Below are 17480 nucleotides of genomic sequence, written 5' to 3' on the forward strand. Positions count from 1 at the left end.
ATGTAGATGCGAGATCGGTTTTTCACATTGTGATCTCCGCGTGACTAAGCCTGTCCTTACCGCTGTGCGCGCAACTTGTCCTGTTTACGGTGGTTGTCGCCCCCACCGTCAGTCGGACCGCACGATCTTCGTGAGATCCCTCACAGGCCGAATCCGGGTCAAGCCCCAGGAAGATGGGGCAGTAGCCAACCGGCGATCGTACGATAGACAAGTAAGTTACCGGTGGGTAACTTACTTGCAGTTAGTATACGAGCCAACCGGGTGGCGCGACCGCCGCCCACGCTCGTGTTGCCTCAAAGAAAGGTCGCGACATGAATGCCCTGACAGTGACGCTGGGCACGATTGGTGTGGCGTTCAGCCTGTTGGGTTGGGCATCATTCGTCGGTGGCGTCGGCAAAATGACCCGCGCGATCATGATCGGCCAACCCGCGCCGGATCGTTGGCGACCATTCTTCCCGCGCTTCAAGACGATGGTCGTCGAATTCCTCGCCCACACCCGGATGAACAAGTTCCGCACGGTGGGCTGGGCGCACTGGCTGGTGATGATCGGCTTCCTCGGCGGTTTCATCCTGTACTTCGAGGCGTATGGGCAGACCTTCGATCCCGAATTCCACTGGCCGATCCTCGGCGGCTGGGGCATCTATCACTTGTGGGACGAGCTGCTCGGCATCGGCACCGTGATCGGCATCCTGGTGCTGATCGCCATTCGCCAGCTCAACCACCCGCGGATACCCGCGCGACTGTCGCGATTCAGCGGTTCACGGTTCGCTCCGGCCTATGTCATCGAGGCGATCGTCTTCCTCGAAGGCATCGGCATGGTCATGGTGAAGGCGGGCAAGATCGCCACCTACGGCCACTCCGAGGCGTGGACCGACTTCTTCACCATGCAGGTCGCCAAGCTGCTGCCCTCCAGCGTGGCGATGGTCGCCATCTTCGCCTTCATCAAGATGGTTTCGGGCAGCACCTTCCTGCTGCTGGTCGGTCGCAACATCAACTGGGGTGTGGCCTGGCACCGGTTCGCGGCCTTCTTCAATATCTACTTCAAGCGTGAGGACGACGGCGGCGTCGCGTTGGGCGCGGCGAAGCCGATGATGTCCGGGGGCAAGCCGGTCGATATGGAGACCGCCGACCCTGATGTCGACACCTTCGGCGCGGGCCGGGTCGAGGACTTCTCCTGGAAGGGCTGGCTGGACTTCACCACCTGCACCGAATGCGGCCGCTGCCAGTCGCAGTGCCCGGCCTGGAATACCGGTAAGCCATTGTCGCCCAAGCTGCTGATCATGTCGCTGCGTGACCACGGTGTGGCCAAGGCGCCGTATCTGCTGGCCGGTGGCCGCAAGGATATGAGCGGCGACGAGGTCGGCTTGGTCGACGGCGACGGCAAGCCCAACGAGGCGAAGCTGGCCAAGATCTCCGAACTGGCCAAGGCCGAGGCGGAGCGTCCGCTGGTCGGCGGCGAGGATGTCAACGGCATCATCGATCCCGAGGTGCTGTGGAGCTGCACCACCTGTGGTGCGTGCGTCGAGCAGTGCCCGGTCGATATCGAGCATGTCGATCACATCATCGATATGCGCCGCTACCAGGTGTTGATCGAGTCGGAGTTTCCCTCCGAGCTGGCCGGTTTGTTCAAGAACCTGGAGAACAAGGGCAACCCCTGGGGTCAGAACGCCAAGGACCGGCTGAACTGGATCAACGAACTCGACTTCCAGATCCCGGTATTCGGGCAGGACGCGGACTCCTTCGACGGATACGAGTACCTGTTCTGGGTCGGCTGTGCGGGTGCGTACGAGGATCGCGCCAAGCGCACCACCAAGGCCGTCGCGGAGCTGTTGGCCACCGCGGGCGTGAAGTTCATGGTGCTCGGCGCCGATGAGACCTGCACCGGCGACTCCGCGCGACGGGCCGGTAACGAATTCCTGTTCCAGCAGCTCGCGCAGCAGAACATCGAGCTGTTGAACTCGGTGTTCGATGGTGTCGAGCAGTCGCGCAAGAAGATCGTGGTCACCTGTGCCCACTGCTTCAACGCGCTGAACAATGAATACCCGCAGGTCGGAGGCGTCTACGAGGTGGTGCACCACACCCAGCTATTGAACCGGCTGGTGCGCACCAAGCAGCTGATCCCGGTCGCCTCGGTATCGCAGAATGTCACCTACCACGACCCGTGCTACCTGGGTCGGCACAACAAGGTCTACAACGCACCGCGTGAGTTGATGGAGGCTTCCGGCTCCACCCTGGTCGAAATGCCGCGGCACGGCGAACGTTCCATGTGCTGTGGCGCCGGTGGCGCGCGGATGTGGATGGAAGAGCAACTCGGTAAGCGCATCAATATCGATCGCGTCGACGAGGCGCTGTCCACCCTGAACGGTGGTAACGAACCATCCAAGATCGCGACCGGTTGCCCCTTCTGCCGGGTCATGCTCACCGATGGCGTCACCGCCCGCAAGGATGGCGGCGAGGTCGGCCAAGGCGTCGAGGTCGTCGATGTCGCGCAGTTGATGCTCGATGCGATCGATCGGGTGGACCCGTCGAAGCTCACCGAGAACCTGACCGTGGTGCAGGAACCGAAGCAGGCCCCCGAGCCGGAACCGGTTGTCGCCGAACCCGAACCGGTCCCCGCCGCCGAAGCACCCGCCGAACCGAAGGCGGCTCCGGCCGGTGGCGGTCTGGCGATGAAGGGCGGCAAGGCGCCCGGTGGTCTGGGTATGAGGGGTGCGGCCAAGGCGCCCGGTGGTGGTCTCGGTATGAAGGGGGCCGCGAAGGCACCCGGGGCCAAGGCAACTCCGGCTCCTGCCGAGGACACCGCGGCCGCTGCTCCAGCCGCGCCGGTCAAGGGTCTCGCGATGAAGGGCCCCGCGAAGGCACCGGGTAAGGGCCTCGGCGTGAAGGGTGGCGCGAAAGCGCCCGGAGCCAAGGCGACTCCCGATGCTGCCGCACCCGCCGCCGAGGCACCGGCCCCTGAGTCTGCCGCTGAGGCACCGGCCGCACCGCCGGTCAAGGGACTGGCCATGAAGGGCCCGGCGAAGGCACCCGGCAAGGGGCTCGCGATGAAGGGCGCGGCAAAGGCGCCCGGAGCCAAGGCACCGGAGGCGCCGGCCACGGCCGAAGCCACCCCGGCGACGGAAACCCCTGCCACCGAACCGGTCTCGACGCCCACCGAGACCAAGCCGTCCGTCCCCGCCAAAGGCCTGGCCATGAAGTCCGGCTTCAAGCGCCCCGGCCCCAAGGCCCCCGGCACGGCCACTCCGGCCCCATCGGCCCCCGCGGAACCGGCCTCCCCCACCCAGGAAGCCGCAACCGAACCCGCTGACGAACCGGACCAGCCCGCCAACGGCAACGGCGCCCCCGCCGCAACACCGCCACCCGCCAAGCCCGGCGGCCTCGGCTTCAAATCCGGTGCAAAGGCCCCCGGCCGCAAGAACTGACGGGATAAAGCTCGGCCCGGGTGTGCAGATCCACCCGGGCCGATCTCTATCTTGTGCAAGGCAGCACAGCGCCCGTCATTCGGTCTCTTTCGGATGTCCAGTCAGGCAACGTTCGAGCAGGACACGTCCTGCGGTTTTGCTTCCTTTCTCGGCGGGCTCGACGAAGTACCACAGGCGGCCACCATCGGTGAACTTGTACTGATATCGCTCGAAGGTCCGTCCCTGATAGTTGCCATAGCGCAACTCGCCCTTCAGCGAATAGAGCCGTGCCGACTGCACTTCCGGCGCACGAGTAAGTGTCTCCCACGCCTCGACCATGGCGTTACGTGCAGCCGCGAGGCAGTCGGTCCAACCCTTCTGGGCCTCGGTGGTAATGAAGACGATCTCGTACTCACTACGTTTGAGCGGCCGGGGCACCGCATCGCGCTGCTTGCTCATTGGCCACCGTCTGGGGCTGGGACCTCGACAGCCTCGTCGAGATAGTGCAGATCCGAACCATCAGCCCGGATCCTGGGATCCGCATGGGCAACCGCGGTGTCCCGCCAGGCTGCCAATGTCGTCGTCAAGCGATCCAGCCGACCGACGGCCAAGCCGCCGCGGGCGTTGTTCAGGAAGTCGGCAACGAATTCGGCGCGCTCCGATTCGGGGAGCAACTCGATCCAGGGAAAAGCGATCGTGAGCCGATTCACCAACCGCTCCAAGGTTTCGTCATCGAGCGCAATCGCCAGCAGCTGAGTAAGCGCGCCCAGGGTCTCCTCTTCCGCAGCCGAGGCAGCGGCATCGGACAACCGTACCGGCGGCGCAGACCGTCGAACGAGGATCACATCCCCGTTCTCCTCCATTGCCTCGATGACCCGGTTCGGATCGCGTAGAAATTCCGACCAGGTTGCTGTCACGCTCATGCGACCAGTATGTCAGAACTAGTTCTGATGTCGATGCGTTGTTCGATATAGACCGACAATCCCCATCGACTTGCCCTGGCTAAGACAACCAGTCATCCAGGAGTGGGAGTCGGTGGCTACTTTCCAGTGAAGAAGGGTGGGCGTTTGTAGGAAGACGAGGATGCCTTCGCGGAGGTCGGGACTGGAGAATTCGATGCCAGACTGCGATTCAGCGCTGGCGGGACGGGTAGAGATGAGCGAGTCGACCGCGGCGGTGCTGGCGCAGATCGTCCAGCCGCCCTCCCTACGGCCTCGTCAACGCCACATACCGAGCGAGGTGTTGGTCGCTGGAACCGAATTCGTATTCGATCGCGGTCAAGCGCTTGAAGTAGTGCCCGATCGCGAGCTCTTCGGTCATACCCATGGCACCGTGCAGCTGGACGGCATTCTGGCCGATGAAGCGCGCGGCCCGGCCGATGGTGACCTTCGCGGCCGAGACCGCTCGCGCCCGGTCCGCCGCTGGCGCACCCAAGGAGTAGACGGCCAGGTATACCGCGGCAATGGCCTGCTCGAGCTCGATGTACATATCGACCATGCGATGCTGGAGCACCTGGAAGCTGCCGATCGGCTGACCGAACTGCTGTCGCTGTTTGGTGTATTCGACAGTGTCCGCCAATACCTTTCGCATGCAGCCGACCGCCTCGGAGGCGATCGCCGCGATCGCTTCGTCCGCAGTGGCATCGATCGCGTCCCACGCCGCCCCCTCGGTGCCCAACAATCCATCGGCGGGCAATCGGAAGTCGGTGAAGGTGAAATCGGAGCCGACCCGGTCATCGATCGTCCGATACGAATGCACGTCGACACCCGCGGGCGGATCGGCGGCGTCGAATTCGGTGAGAAATAGCGAAATTCCGTCCTCAGCGCGCCGATCACCGCCGGTGCGTGCGGTAATGAGCAGATGCGTGGCCAGCGGCGCACTTGTCACGACGGTCTTGACGCCATCGAGCACCCACCCGTCGCCGTCGCGGCGCGCGGTTGTCGATACATCGTGCAGCGTCTGCCCCGAGCTCGGCTCCAGCGCGGCGAACGCGGTCCGCGCCGCACCGGAAACAATCTGTCGCAGTACCGAATCCGCGCGTTCGCCACCGAGACGATTCAGCAGACCAGCGCCGACAACCACGGTATCCACATACGGCTCGACGACCAGCGCACGACCGAGTTCCTCGGTGATGATCATCAACTCGACCGGACCACCGCCCATGCCGTCGACCCGCTCGGGCAAGGTCGCGCCGAGAATGTCCAGCTCCTCGGCGAATCCGCGCCAAATGCTCGGCTGCCACCCGGCATCGGATTTCGCCGCGCCTCGGCTTTTGTCCAATTCGTAACGGGCGCCGAGGTATCCGGCCACCGCGTCGCGGAGCAGTTCCTGCTCATCGGTGAAGGTGAAGTCCATCAGAGCCCCAATGCTGCCTTGGCGAGGATATTTCGCTGAATTTCGTTGCTGCCCGCATAGATCGAGCCCGCCCGGTCGTTGAAGTAGCGCAGCGGCGCGACGGCCTGCCAGTCCGCGCCGCTGCGATAGCCGTCTGCGGGCGGGGTGAATTCGGCGATCGGTCCGCCTGGCGCGGTGGCATGCGGCTGATAGACGCGCCCGCGTGAACCGGCTGCCTCCAGCGCCAATTCGGTGAGCCGCTGACTCAATTCGGTGGCCAGGATCTTGAGCATCGAGGAGGCCGGACCCGGATTCTTACCCTGCGCCATCGCCGAAAGCATGCGGTACTCCAGGATTTCCAGCACCTCGGTGCGAATTCGAGCCTCGGCGAGCTTCGCCGCGAATGCCGCGTCATCGATGAGCGGATTGCCGTCGGGGCCGGTCTGCCCGGCCGCCGCGGTGGCCACATCCTGGGCCATGACCTGCAGCATCGGGGCGGCCGCACCGCCGCGCTCGTGCACGAGCAGATATTTCGCGACGGTCCAGCCGTCATCGATGCGACCGAGCACATTGACCTTCGGCACCCGGACGTTATCGAAGAAGACCTGGTTCTGCACCTGTTCACCGGAGGTCATCACCAGCGGGCGGATCTCGATGCCCGGCGTGGTCATATCGATCAGCAGGAAAGTTATGCCCTGCTGCTTCTTCCCCTCGCGCGAGGTCCGGACCAGGCAGAAGATCCAATTCGCCTCGGTGGCGTGGGTGGTCCAGATCTTGCTGCCGGTGCAGACGAAATCGGCGCCGTCGTCGACGGCCGTCATGCTCAGCGCGGCCAGGTCCGAACCGGCCTCCGGTTCCGAATAGCCCTGGCAGAAGAAGATTTCCCCGGTCAGGATGCGCGGCAGATAGAAGGCTTTCTGCTCCGGCGTACCGAATGCGATGATCGCGGGCGCGACCATCCTGATGCCCATCGGCGAGAGCGAGGGCGCACCGGCCAGCGTCGATTCGCGATGGAAAATGTAGTGCTGGGTGAGAGTCCAATCACAACCGCCGTGCTCCACCGGCCAGGCCGGTGCGGCCCAGCCGCGCTCGTGCAGTATGTGCTGCCACCGCATGCTCGCCTCGTGATCCGGGTACACGCTCGTCGCCAAGCGTCCGGCCCGCCGCAGCTGCGGTGTCAGCTTCTCGTCGAGAAATGCGCGAACCTCGTCGCGAAAGGCCAGATCGGCCGCTGACCAGTCGTAATCCATCTGACCTCCCGGAGGGATCCGCGTCTATTGCATCGGGTCGTCCTGCGGCCCGATGAGACGCAATGTACGTCTGTCCCAGCCGGAAAATCAAACTGATGCCACCTGCCTGCACTTGCGGGCGCTAGCAGTCTTCGAAGAAGGCCTTGACGTACCCGACGGACTGGTAGACGTAGTCGTAGGCCCACCTGACGACCGAAAGATGCGGCCGCGGGTCCACCATCAGCACCTCGCCGTCCCAGCATTTCCCGAGGATGTAGCGGGCCCGCGAAATATGCGGTGTGAAGGTGATGACGATGACTCGACGCCAACCTTGCGCGGCGGCGAGTTCGGCGAGTTCCCGACCTTCGCCGCGCGTGGTGCGCGGCGAAGGATCGAAGCAGGTGACCTCAAAGCTGTAGCGGCTGTGGCAGATTCGATTCACCAGCGCGCTGTTCTCATATGGGTCGGACAACAGCACCCGGGGCGCGTACCCCTCGCTGGCCAGCCGCAGTGCCAACTTCTCGCGCCCATCGTGCGCACCGCCGAGCACCACAATCGCATCGGCTTTCATGGGCACGTCCACCTGCGGGCGGACATAAACCGGCCACAGACCAGAGATCAACACCACTACCGCAACGCCGAGTACCAGCCAGGCGCTGCGTACCCGAATGCTGCGCCGGCGTCGCACAGGATCGATCGTAACCGGGTCGTCACCGGAGTGATTTGCGCAGGTCAGCAATGGTATCCGCAATTCATGTCGCCACCTGTACATCTGCTGTTGCGCAGAGCCTTGCCTTGCTGACGTGGGGCGGCCATCGGCGAGACCTATCAATCGATCATGCGATGCACAGTCTTCGGAACCGGGTACCTCGGGGCCACGCACGCGGCGTGCATGGCCGAACTCGGACACGATGTGATCGGCGTGGATATCGATCCGGGCAAGGTCGCGAAGCTGTCCGATGGCGTGGTGCCGTTCTACGAACCCGGGCTCGAGGAGGTAGTGCGCCGGAATCTGGATGCCGGTCGGCTGCGGTTCACCACCTCGTACACCGAGGCGGCCGATCATGCCCAGGTGCATTTCCTCGGGGTCGGGACACCGCAGAAGAAGGGCGAATACGCCGCGGACTTGAAATATGTGCACGCCGTGGTCGATACGCTCGCACCACTGCTGCAGCGACCGTCGGTAATCGTCGGAAAGTCGACGGTGCCGGTCGGCACCGCAGCGGCATTGGGTGCGCGGGTTCGCTCGCTCACCGATGCCGAGGTCGAGGTGGCCTGGAATCCGGAGTTCCTACGTGAGGGTTTCGCGGTGAAGGACACGCTGCGCCCGGATCGACTCGTGCTCGGTGTGGATCGCGAACGCGAAAGCACGGCCTGGGTCGAGGAATTGGTTCGCGAGATCTACGCCGACCTGATCGCGGCCGAGGTGCCGTTCCTGCTGACCGACTTGGCCACCGCCGAATTGGTCAAGGTCTCCGCGAATGCCTTTCTGGCGACCAAGATTTCCTTCATCAATGCCGTGTCCGAGGTCTGCGAGGCGACCGGCGCCGATGTGACCATGCTGGCCGACGCACTCGGCTACGACGCGCGCATCGGTCGTCGATTCCTCAATGCCGGACTGGGTTTCGGCGGCGGCTGCCTACCCAAGGACATCCGCGCGTTCATGGCGCGCTCCGGCGAACTCGGCGCCGATCACGCGGTTGCCTTCCTGCGCGAGGTCGACAACATCAATATGCGCCGCCGCACCAAGATGGTCGATATGGCCGCGCGGGCCTGCGGCGGATCGCTGCTCGGCGCCAATGTGGCGGTGCTGGGTGCGGCCTTCAAACCCGAATCCGACGATGTGCGTGACTCGCCCGCGCTGAATGTGGCCGGGATGATCCAGTTGCACGGCGCGGTGGTGACGGTGTACGACCCGAAGGCGGCGGAGAATTCGCGACGGGTCTTCCCCACCTTGAATTACGCGACCTCGGTAACCGAGGCCTGCGATCGCGCCGATGTGGTGTTGGTACTGACCGAGTGGGACGAATTCGTCGCATTGCGTCCGCAAGACCTCGATCCGGTGGTTCGCAAACGATCGATCATCGACGGCCGGAACTGTCTCAATCGTGCCATCTGGAGAGACGCCGGATGGGTGTACGCCGGACTCGGTACACCGTAGAGTTGCCTGCGACGCGGGGGCGACGCCGGAACGATCAGATCCTGCCTTCGGGTCTGTCGTACGTCGACGGTAGGGTCCCGAGAGCGGGCCGATCCACCGGCGGGCGGCGCAAGCTCGCATGTCGTGATGTGTGAAACGGGATGGGCAGCTGATGAGTTCGGTTCTGGGAGTTTCGGTGGGGGCCGGCGCCGTCCGAATGGCGCGACCACACACCGCGAGCCCCCACGGCCCCATCGCCCCGCATTCCTTCGATCTGCAGACCATTCCGGTCGTCGAACACCAGGTGGAGGAGCTGGCCGCCGAGGCGATCGGCGTGACGCTGGAATCCATGCCGGGTATCGCGGCCACCGCGATCGCCTACCGCAGTGAGCAGCATGCCAAGGCGCTGCGCGCGGCCATGGCGCGTCAGCAGCTGACCAATTACGAACTGGTGCCCGAAATTGTCGCGGCGGTGGAATTCGCGCAGGCCACCGGAGACATTCGCGGTATCTCCTCACTCGTCGTGTACGACCTCGGCAGCTCCGGTCTCACGGTCAGCGTCGTCGACACCCAGACCCGTGAGATCCGTCACAGCGAACGCACCAGCGATATCAGCGGTGACTACCTGGATTCGCTGATCCGTGAACAGCAGATCGCCTCGGGCCGGATCGCACATCCGCCGGATTCGGCGGGCCTGGCCGCGCTGGACGCGCTGTGCCGCGAGGCCAAGGAGCAACTGTCTTCGAATACCGCGGTGGCGCTGCCGAGCGAACAGGGTCTGGTGCTGCTGGCCCAGGAGAATTTCGAAGCCCTGATCATGCTGGCGATCGAATCGTCGGCGCGGATGGCGCGCGATGTCATCGTGCGCTCGGATCGCCCGGTGCACGGTGTGCTCGCGATCGGCGGTTGTGCGCGAATTCCGCTGATCGCCAAGGTGCTCGAACGCTGGATGGGTGTGCCGGTCATCGTGCCCGACAGCCCGGAGACGGTGGTCACCCGCGGTGCCGCGCTGATGGCACGTCCGGTGCGCACCGTCGTGCAGACTCCGCAACAGCGCGCGCCCGCCGCGGATGCGCTGCTCGATGACGATGAGCTCTCGCCCGCCTGGCTGTCCGCACCGCCAACGCGGCGCCGCGGCAAGCGGGAAATCAATGGCGCAGTGCTGACCGTCAGCGCGCTAGTCGTCGTGGCGGCGATCGGACTCGGACTCGGTTACGGTCCACAGGTTCTCACGCGCGATTCGCAGAGCAGTGACCGCCCAACCTCGGTCTCCCCGACCAGCCCGCCGCGCACTACCACCCTGGACCCGCAGATCGCGGTCGCCCCGGCCAACACCACCGAGTCCAGCGAGTCCGTGGCAGCCCCGCCACCGTACCGTGCGACGACCACGGATCCGCCTTCGCCCACGCCAGGCCCGAATACCATTGTCGTGCCAGGACTTCCGCCGATCGTGGTGCCGACGATTCCGCCCGTGATCCTCCCCTTCCCGCCACCCGCGCCACGCTGAACCGGTCAGGCTCACTCCAGGCATTATCCGGCGGCAGTTACCGAGGGGCGGGACCCTCATCGCCCCAGGTGCTCTCGTATCCGCGCGGATCCGGACGGCGGTAGCCGCGCGGGTCGGTGTCGTAGTCGGGCTCGTATTCCCGGGGATCGGGGCTGCGGTAGCCGTGATCGCGGTCGTATGCACGGGGATTCGCCACTTGATCGTTTCCGGAGACCTGCCTGTTCGAGCCGGTGCCCGGCTGCTCGTCCCAGGATTGATCCGAGATCCGCCGCCGTCCGGTATCTCTCGTATCGGTGGCGACGCCGCCGCTGGACGGCTTGGACGGACGTGACGGACCGCCGGAGCGCCGGGAAGATGCGGACGACTCGGACTTCGCATGCCGTGAGTGCCGGGACGGGGCAACGCGTTCGGGCTTGTGGCCGAAGGGACGGGCGAGCATTACGGCGATCGCCGTGGTCAACGGGACCGAAAGCGCCAGCGCGATACCACCGACGCAGGAGCGAGCGATTTCGATGGCGACCGCGTCACCGGTCAGCACGTCGCGGATGGAACGGCCCGCGACGCTGAACAGCAGCAGCAAGGGAAGCGCGCCGCCGGCGTAGGCCAGCACCAGGGTGTAGACCGTACTCGCGATGTGGTCCCGACCGACGCGCATGGCGGCGGCGAAAACCTCACGACGCGAGGCGGATTCGTCGATGGCGGCAAGTTCGAAGGCGGCCGAGGCTTGGGTGATGGTGACGTCGTTGAGCACACCGAGTGAACCGATAATGAAGCCAGCCAACAGTAGACCGGTAATGCTGACGTGCTGAATGTAGGTGGCGACGTTGGTGTTCTGTTCCTCGGACAGCCCGGTCAGATGGGTGATCTCGATGGCGATCCAGGACAGCACCGCCGCGACGATCATCGAGGTCAGCGTGCCGAGCAGCGCCGAACTGGTGCGCAGATTCACACCGTGCGCGAGATACAGCACCGCATACAGGATCATCGCACCCGCGACCAGCGCTACCGGAATCGCGGGCTTACCGTCCAATAGCGCGGGCAGCATGAACAGGACCAGCACCGCGAAGGCGAAGATCAACCCGAGCAGCGCCCGCAACCCGCGCCAGCGCGCCACCACGATCACCACGACGACGAAGGCCAGCACGATCAGGGTCAGCGGGAGCCCGCGCGAGTAGTCCTCGAACGAGTACAGCGGCATCCCGCTCGGATCGGTCTGCCGCACGATGCGGATGTGATCACCGGCGTGCAAATCGGGTTGTCCTGGGCCGGGCGCGATTTCGAACAGGGTGTGATTGCCCTTGTGCGGACCGGAATCAATGCTGATCAGACTGCGCTGACAGGTATATCCGGCAGCACGCGGCTGCTCGGGTTTATCGATGAACACCTTGCCGATCGAACTGCTGCCGCAGGCGCCGATGTCCTGCATCACCACGGTTCCGGCCTCGGTCTGCACCGCGCCACCGCCCGCATTCTGCATCGGCAGCGGGATATCGATGTGCTGGCTGCTCGGCCACAGCACGATCGCGGCGATTACGACGACGACACCGATCGCGGCGAGCAACCCGACGACAACGCGGGCCGCGGTCGCGCCGATCGCGATGGGGCCGGAATGGTCGTGGTGATGGTGATGATCACTCATGGCTCACCGGACTCCTACCTTTTCGTCTGTAGTCCAGGGTGCGAGCTTAAAGGATTTCATTTTCAAGATCGGATCCACGACCGACAGCGACTGTCAGGCAGTCGTCAAAAGATTCCGAATGGAAAATCGGGAGGGGGCGGCGGAGAGCAGGGGGATGTCTCCGCCGCCCGCAGGTCGGCGCCCAGGGGGGTAGGCAGCCTAACCCGAGGTCAGGTTGTCCAGGGGGGGTAGACAACTTGACCGGGCACTCGAAGTGCCAAGAGACACTGTACACAAAAAGTCTCGTTTAGCGCTAGCTAGTAACTAAAACTCCTAAATATCCGTACGCGGGGTATGTTTCGGCCCCAGAAGCAGGGCGATCCGGTAGCCCAGCGCACGCTGGCGCGGGAGACCGGACCGACCAGCCCGCTACTGCCGGTAACTCGACAGGAAGTTCCCGAAGCGCTCGATGGCAACCGCGAGATCCCGCGCCCACGGCAGCGTGACGATCCGCAGATGATCATGATTCGGCCAATTGAACCCGGTGCCCTGCACCATCAGGATCTTCTCCTGCAGCAGCAGATCCAGGATCAGCTTCGCATCGTCGCGGATTTCATAGACGTTCGGATCCAACTTCGGGAACGCGTAGAGCGCACCCTTCGGCTTCACACAGGAAACGCCCGGAATCATATTCAGCCGCTCCCACGCGACATCACGCTGCTCGAGTAGTCGCCCACCCGGCAGGATCAGATCCTCGATGCTCTGATGACCGCCGAGCGCCACCTGAATCGCATGCTGCGCAGGCACATTCGGGCAAAGCCTAGTCGAGGCCAGCAGATCGATACCCTCGAGGAAACCAGCCGCATGCTCCTTGGGTCCGGTGATCGCCAACCAGCCGGAACGGTAGCCCGCGACCCGGTAGGCCTTGGAGAGTCCGTTGAAAGTCAGACAGAGCAGATCGGGCGCCAGCGTCGCCAGCGAAATGTGCTTGGCATCGTCGTAGAGGATCTTGTCGTAGATCTCATCGGCGAGCAGCAGCAGCTGATGCTTGCGCGCGAGATCGACCAGTTGCTGCAGCACCTCGGTGGAGTACACCGCGCCGGTCGGGTTGTTCGGATTGATCACCAACAGCGCCTTGGTCTTATCGGTGATCTTGGATTCGATATCGGCGATATCGGGCTGCCAGCCGTTGGATTCGTCACACAGGTAATGCACCGGAGTGCCCCCGGCCAGGCTGGTCATGGCGGTCCACAGCGGATAGTCCGGCGCCGGAATCAGCACCTCGTCACCGTTATCGAGCAGCGCCTGCATGGTGATGGTGATCAGCTCGGAGACGCCGTTGCCCAGGTAGACATCGTCGACATCGAGTTCAGGAAAGCCCGGGACCAGCTCATATCGGGTCACGATGGCGCGCCGGGCCGAGAGAATGCCCTTGGATTCGGAGTAGCCCTGGGCATACGGCAGCGCGGCAATGATGTCGCGCATGATCACATCGGGCGCCTCGAATCCGAAGGGCGCGGGATTGCCGATATTCAACTTGAGGATGCGATGCCCCTCCGCCTCCAGCCGTGCCGCATGCGCGCCCACCGGTCCACGAATTTCGTAGAGGACGTTCTGCAGCTTCGTGGATTGCTCCAGCACGCGCGGCGGATGGTGCGGTAGATGGCTAGGACTCACCCTGCCTATGGTGCCATCTGTATTTTTGGCCGCGCGGGCGCGGCGTGTTCGCGGCCCCCTGGTGTCTCGCGTCCGAGCCGTCGAGACTCGCGCCTGCGGCGCATGCGCTTCGACGGCTCGGACGCGAGACGGGCCGCGAACGGTCGCTCGTAAGACTCGCTCCGTTGGGGTCGGTAGTGGCGGGACGTTCGGCACCCGATGCACGCATGCCGGAAGGTCGAGTCCCGCGCCTGCGGGCGCACGCGCTTCGACCACTCGAACACCAGACGCACCACCAACTCCTCACTCGCAAAACTCTCCGTAGTGGTTGGTGGTGGCAGGGCATTCAGCACTTGTTGCACGCATGCGGCAACGGCGAGCCCCGCGCCCGCAGCGCATCCGCGTCAACGACTCGAACGCCAGACCCGCCACGAACTCCTCACTCGTAAAACTCGCTCCGTCAGGGCTGAGAGCGCACGGAAGTGGCCTGATGTCGACTGGTGGGCCGAATCAAGACGAGGACTTGCCCGGCGGGATGCCTTTGGCCGCAGTGGATTCGCAGAACTCTTCGATTTTCTCATCGAGTAAGCGCGCCTCGACGGCGTCGCGGAACTGGGGTCCGGCGATCCGATGCCGCAGGCCGATGAGCCGTTCCTCGAGTTGGGCGATTCGCTTGTCCTCGGCAAGGCCCAGCACCGGAAGCAGGGCGGCGGACGCACCGTCGAGACTGCCGTTGATCAGATGCGCTGCGGCGCTGTCGACCCGGGCCATCGCCTCGGTGCCATAGGAGCGCCGCTCGGACGGCCCGTTCGCATACAACTCGATGGCCTGCTGCGTCGCGGCCAATGCGGGTTCGGCCTGACCGAGATGGATATAGGTCGCGCCCGCGTAGTAGTGGGCCTTGGCCTCGTTGAAGCCGAAGACGCCGCCGACCTCGTCGTGCAGTGAGTCGGTGTCGGCCGTCTCGCGGGCATCATCGGCGGCCCGAATGCAGCGATCGGCATCGGTGTCACTGCCCAACCGGGACCAGATCCTGGCCTCGATATTCAATAGTCGCACCTTGGCAGTGGCCGATTCGGCGAACTCCTGCCCGCTCTGCGCCAGTAGCACTCCCCGGCGCGGCCGATCCGACCAGTATTCGATCAGCGCGTGCATGCCGCGGGTCCAGGCGCGCAACCCGTTGTGACCACACAATTCCGAATAGGCCCATGCCGCTCTGATCTGCTCGCCGGCGGCATCGAGATAGCCGAGGTCGGTGCTCGCATTGGCGAGCAATCCCGACAGCGTGCCCGCCAGCAGATACAGGTGGCTGGTATCGGCGGGACGCTGATGGCCCTCCAACAGCCGGTAGACCCGGCGTCGCACCCGCAGCATCTCCACCATCATCGGTACCGGCGGGATGTGCACATAGTCGTTCGCGATGCGCGTGACATCGGCATCGAGCTGTTCCAAGGTGGTGGCACCAACATTGGTGCTCTCGGCCCGGCCGGCGTGCTCGCTCGCCTCATGGGCAGCCGCCATAATCAGATCCCTCTCCGAAATCGCCGCTAACGCATCACCTCTCATCGCACCGGCGTCTATGAGAGCCAAAAGGTCCGCGTCACTGGAATAGTTGGCGCGGGCCGATGCCTCGACCCGCCTGTCGAATCCGGGCGCGGTCGGTCGATCGAATACGGGTTGATCGATCATGGCCGCGAACCGTGCCCGCACAACATCGTCGGACCTGGCCAGGGAGGTATCGAGGGCGGCTTGATTGACCGGACGCGGATGGACCCGCGCACCGCCGGCCTCCCACTTCGATACGAGGCGCTCGTGCACTCCCAGATGAGCCGCGAACTCCCGGATACTCATCCGCCTGGCATCGCGAAGGGCTCGGGCTTCCTTACCTGACCATTGCCGGACCACGATGTCACCCCTTCCGAGCGAACTCCTTCTCAGAGTACGAGCGGTTTGTGAGTGCGGCCACAGGCAAAAGCATTCCGCTATCGGCGGTGTGAGCGACGGGTCCCGGAGGCGGTAGCGAAGCGTGACCACGTAGGGCACCGAAAAACGCCGCAAATCCGATACCGAGGCAGCGGAAAGGCAGTGGAAGGCGGGCGGGTGGGCAATTCCCGAATCGCCGTCCGGCACAGGACCCTTGGATTCGAGGAGGCAAGGAGTTGGCCGTGAATGTGGAGAAACTCAGAACAGTCGACGATTGGGTGGCCTACTACCGGCGCGAGTTCGGTTTGCCGGTCGCCGAGCGCGGCGGGTTCGTGATGCTACCCATCACCGGCCGGGTCTGCGTGGTCCATCTACCGACGGCTCGGGCCGAAAAGGTCAGGGCCGCATTGGAAAAGCAGGGGACGAGGGGTCCCATGCTGGCCAGGCAGATCCGCTGGAGCTTCCTCGCCGAGCCGGACAGTCGGCCGGGCGCACAAATATTGGAGGTGCTGAACCGTCTGGATATAGGCATTCCGGCCATCGGCAGTGCCGTGATGTTGCCGACCGGGCTCGGACGGTGGACCCGGGAAGGGTGCTTCTGGGTCAACCCACCGAGTCTCGGCGACACGCTCCCACCGTTATCCGTCATCATCACGACGGCACTCGCGGTGGGGGCGGGTGGCGGGGACTGAATGCGTCGTCGGTCCCCGCCGCCGCTCGGCGCCGGGCCTACCGAGTCCGCCCCTCTTAATGGCAGTCGACAGGGGCGGACTCGGTCGGGTGTTCGCAAGCCGGTTCCACACGCGAATGGCAGTGAAAGGGCACCGGAGTCGCGTGCCGGCGCCGGTAACCCGTACGCAGGCGCAAGCTTCGAGCGAGACGAGGAAGATCGTTCGGATCAGCGCCGCGTGCGGGTTGCTGCCGTCAATGCCCGCCGCTGGTCGCAACCGCCGAAACCCGCGCTGCCGCCGAGTAATCGACTAGTGGCGGAGCTTCCATCGAGCCGAGTCGAATGGTGGTACTGCCCACTGTCCGGAACGGTCTATCGACTCGGCTCGACGCCGGATGGTGGCCTCGGAGACCGACTTCGAGACAGGGCCTAGGTGGGCAGCGGGAAGTTCAAGTAAGACCGCGACGGCGTCGGTCCGCGCTGGCCCTGGTACTTCGAGCCTGCGCTGGTGCTGCCATAGGGGTTCTCGGCCGGACTGGTCAGGCGCAATAGACACAGCTGCCCGATCTTCATACCCGGCCACAGGGTGATCGGCAGATTCGCCACATTCGACAGTTCCAGCGTGATGTGGCCACTGAAGCCCGGATCGATGAAGCCCGCCGTCGAATGGGTCAGCAGGCCGAGCCGTCCGAGACTGGACTTACCCTCCAACCTACCGGCCAGATCGTCCGGCAACGTGCACACCTCCAATGTGGAGCCGAGCACGAATTCGCCGGGATGCAGTACGAACGGCTCGCCCTCGTCCGGCTCGACCAGACTGGTCAGCTCATCCTGACGTTGCGCGGGATCGATATGGGTGTAGCGACTGTTGTCGAAGACCCGGAACAACCCATCCAGGCGCACATCGATACTCGACGGCTGGATCAGGTTTTCCAGCAGCGGCTCGACGCCGAGACGCCCAGCGGCGATCTCCGCACGGATGTCACGATCGGAAAGCAGCAC

The 17480-nt window shown here is 64.5% G+C and carries 12 protein-coding genes and 1 pseudogene; 4 read left to right on the forward strand and 9 right to left on the reverse strand.

Going from position 1 to position 17480, the window contains the following annotated elements:
* Nucleotides 1–311: 311 nt before the first annotated feature.
* On the forward strand, nucleotides 312–3422 hold the full coding sequence (locus ACIBG0_RS08740) for a (Fe-S)-binding protein (protein ID WP_397030660.1): 3111 nt from the start codon (nucleotides 312–314) through the stop codon (nucleotides 3420–3422).
* Nucleotides 3423–3497: 75 nt separating this feature from the next.
* Here ACIBG0_RS08740 and ACIBG0_RS08745 read toward each other — a convergent pair whose 3' ends face one another.
* The 5 genes from ACIBG0_RS08745 to ACIBG0_RS08765 all read right to left on the reverse strand — a co-directional run bounded on the left by ACIBG0_RS08745 (nucleotide 3498) and on the right by ACIBG0_RS08765 (nucleotide 7652).
* On the reverse strand, nucleotides 3498–3860 hold the full coding sequence (locus ACIBG0_RS08745; protein WP_397030661.1) for a hypothetical protein: 363 nt from the start codon (nucleotides 3858–3860) through the stop codon (nucleotides 3498–3500).
* On the reverse strand, nucleotides 3857–4324 hold the full coding sequence (locus ACIBG0_RS08750) for a hypothetical protein (RefSeq protein ID WP_397030662.1): 468 nt from the start codon (nucleotides 4322–4324) through the stop codon (nucleotides 3857–3859). The genes ACIBG0_RS08745 and ACIBG0_RS08750 overlap by 4 nt, the downstream gene beginning before the upstream one ends.
* Before the next feature lie 283 nt (nucleotides 4325–4607).
* Nucleotides 4608–5756 carry an acyl-CoA dehydrogenase family protein gene (locus ACIBG0_RS08755; protein WP_397030663.1) on the reverse strand — a complete coding sequence of 383 codons (1149 nt, stop codon included), beginning with the start codon at nucleotides 5754–5756 and terminating at the stop codon, nucleotides 4608–4610.
* The gene (locus ACIBG0_RS08760; RefSeq protein WP_397030665.1) at nucleotides 5756–6985 is read right to left on the reverse strand and encodes an acyl-CoA dehydrogenase family protein; all 1230 of its coding nucleotides are present in this window, start codon (nucleotides 6983–6985) and stop codon (nucleotides 5756–5758) included. Before ACIBG0_RS08760 ends, ACIBG0_RS08755 begins: the two co-directional genes overlap by 1 nt.
* Nucleotides 6986–7106: 121 nt before the next feature.
* Nucleotides 7107–7652 carry a YdcF family protein gene (locus tag ACIBG0_RS08765; RefSeq protein ID WP_397030667.1) on the reverse strand — a complete coding sequence of 182 codons (546 nt, stop codon included), beginning with the start codon at nucleotides 7650–7652 and terminating at the stop codon, nucleotides 7107–7109.
* A gap of 150 nt (nucleotides 7653–7802) precedes the next feature.
* Between ACIBG0_RS08765 and ACIBG0_RS08770 the strand changes: the two genes are divergently transcribed.
* Together ACIBG0_RS08770 and ACIBG0_RS08775 are read left to right on the forward strand one after the other, a co-directional pair.
* A complete protein-coding gene (locus ACIBG0_RS08770; protein WP_397030668.1) occupies nucleotides 7803–9125 on the forward strand; it encodes a UDP-glucose dehydrogenase family protein in 1323 nt (440 codons plus the stop codon).
* Between the two features lie 151 nt (nucleotides 9126–9276).
* Complete coding sequence (locus ACIBG0_RS08775; protein WP_397030670.1) at nucleotides 9277–10611, forward strand: Hsp70 family protein; 1335 nt, start codon at nucleotides 9277–9279, stop codon at nucleotides 10609–10611.
* A 370-nt stretch (nucleotides 10612–10981) separates the two neighbouring features.
* Here ACIBG0_RS08775 and ACIBG0_RS08780 read toward each other — a convergent pair.
* From ACIBG0_RS08780 to ACIBG0_RS08790, 3 genes and pseudogenes are all read right to left on the reverse strand, one after another.
* A pseudogene (locus ACIBG0_RS08780) lies at nucleotides 10982–12250 on the reverse strand (YibE/F family protein); the annotation flags it as partial.
* A 408-nt stretch (nucleotides 12251–12658) separates the two neighbouring features.
* Nucleotides 12659–13915, reverse strand: coding sequence for a pyridoxal phosphate-dependent aminotransferase (locus tag ACIBG0_RS08785; protein ID WP_397031193.1), 1257 nt, complete (start codon nucleotides 13913–13915; stop codon nucleotides 12659–12661).
* Between the two features lie 480 nt (nucleotides 13916–14395).
* Nucleotides 14396–15736 (reverse strand): helix-turn-helix domain-containing protein, encoded by a 1341-nt coding sequence (locus tag ACIBG0_RS08790; protein ID WP_397030671.1) that lies wholly within the window; start codon nucleotides 15734–15736, stop codon nucleotides 14396–14398.
* A gap of 314 nt (nucleotides 15737–16050) precedes the next feature.
* On the opposite strand from ACIBG0_RS08790, the gene ACIBG0_RS08795 reads away from it, so the two are divergent.
* Nucleotides 16051–16500 (forward strand): hypothetical protein, encoded by a 450-nt coding sequence (locus ACIBG0_RS08795; RefSeq protein ID WP_397030672.1) that lies wholly within the window; start codon nucleotides 16051–16053, stop codon nucleotides 16498–16500.
* Nucleotides 16501–16907: 407 nt separating this feature from the next.
* Here the strand turns inward: ACIBG0_RS08795 and dcd are convergent, their stop codons facing one another.
* Nucleotides 16908–17480 (reverse strand): dCTP deaminase, encoded by a 573-nt coding sequence (dcd, locus tag ACIBG0_RS08800; RefSeq protein WP_397030674.1) that lies wholly within the window; start codon nucleotides 17478–17480, stop codon nucleotides 16908–16910.

It is taken from the genome of Nocardia sp. NPDC050630 (assembly GCF_044457245.1).
Lineage (GTDB): Bacteria > Actinomycetota > Actinomycetes > Mycobacteriales > Mycobacteriaceae > Nocardia.

Excerpts from the sequence above, each read along its gene's own strand:
- ACIBG0_RS08770 (WP_397030668.1), top strand. The coding sequence starts at position 7,803 with ATGCGATGCACAGTCTTCGGAACCGGGTACCTCGGGGCCACGCACGCG.
- ACIBG0_RS08755 (WP_397030663.1), bottom strand. The coding sequence starts at position 5,756 with ATGGACTTCACCTTCACCGATGAGCAGGAACTGCTCCGCGACGCGGTG.
- ACIBG0_RS08790 (WP_397030671.1), bottom strand. The coding sequence starts at position 15,736 with ATGAGTATCCGGGAGTTCGCGGCTCATCTGGGAGTGCACGAGCGCCTC.
- ACIBG0_RS08740 (WP_397030660.1), top strand. The coding sequence starts at position 312 with ATGAATGCCCTGACAGTGACGCTGGGCACGATTGGTGTGGCGTTCAGC.
- ACIBG0_RS08745 (WP_397030661.1), bottom strand. The coding sequence starts at position 3,860 with ATGAGCAAGCAGCGCGATGCGGTGCCCCGGCCGCTCAAACGTAGTGAG.
- ACIBG0_RS08775 (WP_397030670.1), top strand. The coding sequence starts at position 9,277 with ATGAGTTCGGTTCTGGGAGTTTCGGTGGGGGCCGGCGCCGTCCGAATG.
- ACIBG0_RS08760 (WP_397030665.1), bottom strand. The coding sequence starts at position 6,985 with ATGGATTACGACTGGTCAGCGGCCGATCTGGCCTTTCGCGACGAGGTT.
- ACIBG0_RS08750 (WP_397030662.1), bottom strand. The coding sequence starts at position 4,324 with ATGAGCGTGACAGCAACCTGGTCGGAATTTCTACGCGATCCGAACCGG.